We start from the raw sequence: 1,531 nt of genomic DNA, 5'->3' as shown, positions 1-1,531 counted from the left end.
CCGCCCACACCCACGGCCTGCCCGCCACCTGGCCCACCCACGGCCCCTGGACCGACCTGCCCACCTACCCCTTCCAACACCAGCCCTACTGGCTCACCCCCACCACCCACACACCCACCGACGCCACCGCCCTCGGCCAGCAACCCGCCGGCCACCCCCTCCTCGGCGCCGCCATCAACCTCCCCGACCACTCCACCCTCTTCACCGGACGACTCTCCCTCACCACCCACCCCTGGCTCACCGACCACGCCGTCCACGGCACCGTCATCCTCCCCGGCACCGCCCACCTCGACCTCGCCCTCCACGCCGCCACCCACCTCGGCCACCACCACATCGACACCCTCACCCTCGAAACCCCCCTCACCCTCACCGACGACCAAACCCTCACCCTCCAACTCACCCTCACACCCCCCGACCCCAACGGCACCCACACCATCACCATCCACACCCACACCGACACCGACACCGGCCCAGGCACCTGGACCCGCCACGCCACCGCCACCCTCACCCCCACACCCCCCACCACCAACCAACCCCAACCCCCCACCACCTGGCCCCCCACCCACGCACAACCCATCAACACCCACGGCCTCTACCAGCACCTCGCCACCCTCGGCTACGACTACGGCCCCACCTTCCAAGGCCTCCACACCGCCTGGCGCCACAACGACACCGTCTACGCCGACATCACCCTCCCCACCAACACCCCCACCACCGGCCACACCCTCCACCCCGCACTCCTCGACGCCGCACTCCACACCCTGCTGGTGGGAACGGACGGCGAAGAGATACGTCTGCCCTACGAGTTCACGGGAGTGAAGGTGTACGGCACCGGCGTCGACGCCGCGCGGGTGCAGGCGAGCCTCGGCGCGGACGGGACGGCGCGCATCACGCTCACCGACGCCTCCGGAAGCGCCCTCATGGACATCGAGGCGCTGGCCACCCGTCAGGCCGACGCCGCCCAACTGGCGTCCCTGGCGCGAAGCGCGCACCGCACGCCGCTGCTGACCTGCGAGTGGGGTGAGGTGGCTCAGGACGCCGAGCCCTCAACGACCGTACGGAACGCGGTCATCGGGGAGGTCGTGCCGGGTCTCCCGGACGGCACACCCGTCCACCCGGACCTGGACGCCCTCACCGCAGCCGTCACCGACGGCGCCCCCATCCCCGACCACGCCATCCTGCACCTGCCCCCCACCACCGGCGACCCCGTCGAAGCCACCCACACCCTCACCGCCACCACCCTCACCACCCTCCAACAGTGGCTGGCCGACGACCGGTTCACCCACACCCACCTCACCGTCCTCACCCACCACGCCACCACCCCCACCCCCGACCTCGCCCACGCCGCCATCTGGGGCCTCACCCGCTCAGCCCAAACCGAACACCCCGACCGCATCACCCTCCTCGACACCGACACCACCACCACCACCGAGCTCCACCCCATCCCCGACCCCACCACCCTCACCCGCCACCCCCAACTCGCCTGGCACAACAACACCCTCACCACCCCCCGCCTCACCCCCACCACCAG

At 71.4% G+C, this 1,531-nt stretch carries 1 protein-coding gene; it reads left to right on the top strand.

What is annotated here, in order from left to right; translation table 11 throughout:
- A partial coding sequence (locus ACFWJB_RS35440; protein WP_386927431.1) for a polyketide synthase dehydratase domain-containing protein occupies nucleotides 1–1,531 on the top strand: 1,531 nt, incomplete at both ends.

Source organism: Streptomyces sp. NPDC127100 (assembly GCF_042724095.1).
GTDB lineage: Bacteria > Actinomycetota > Actinomycetes > Streptomycetales > Streptomycetaceae > Streptomyces.
This window is presented reverse-complemented; position numbering and strand designations above follow the sequence as displayed.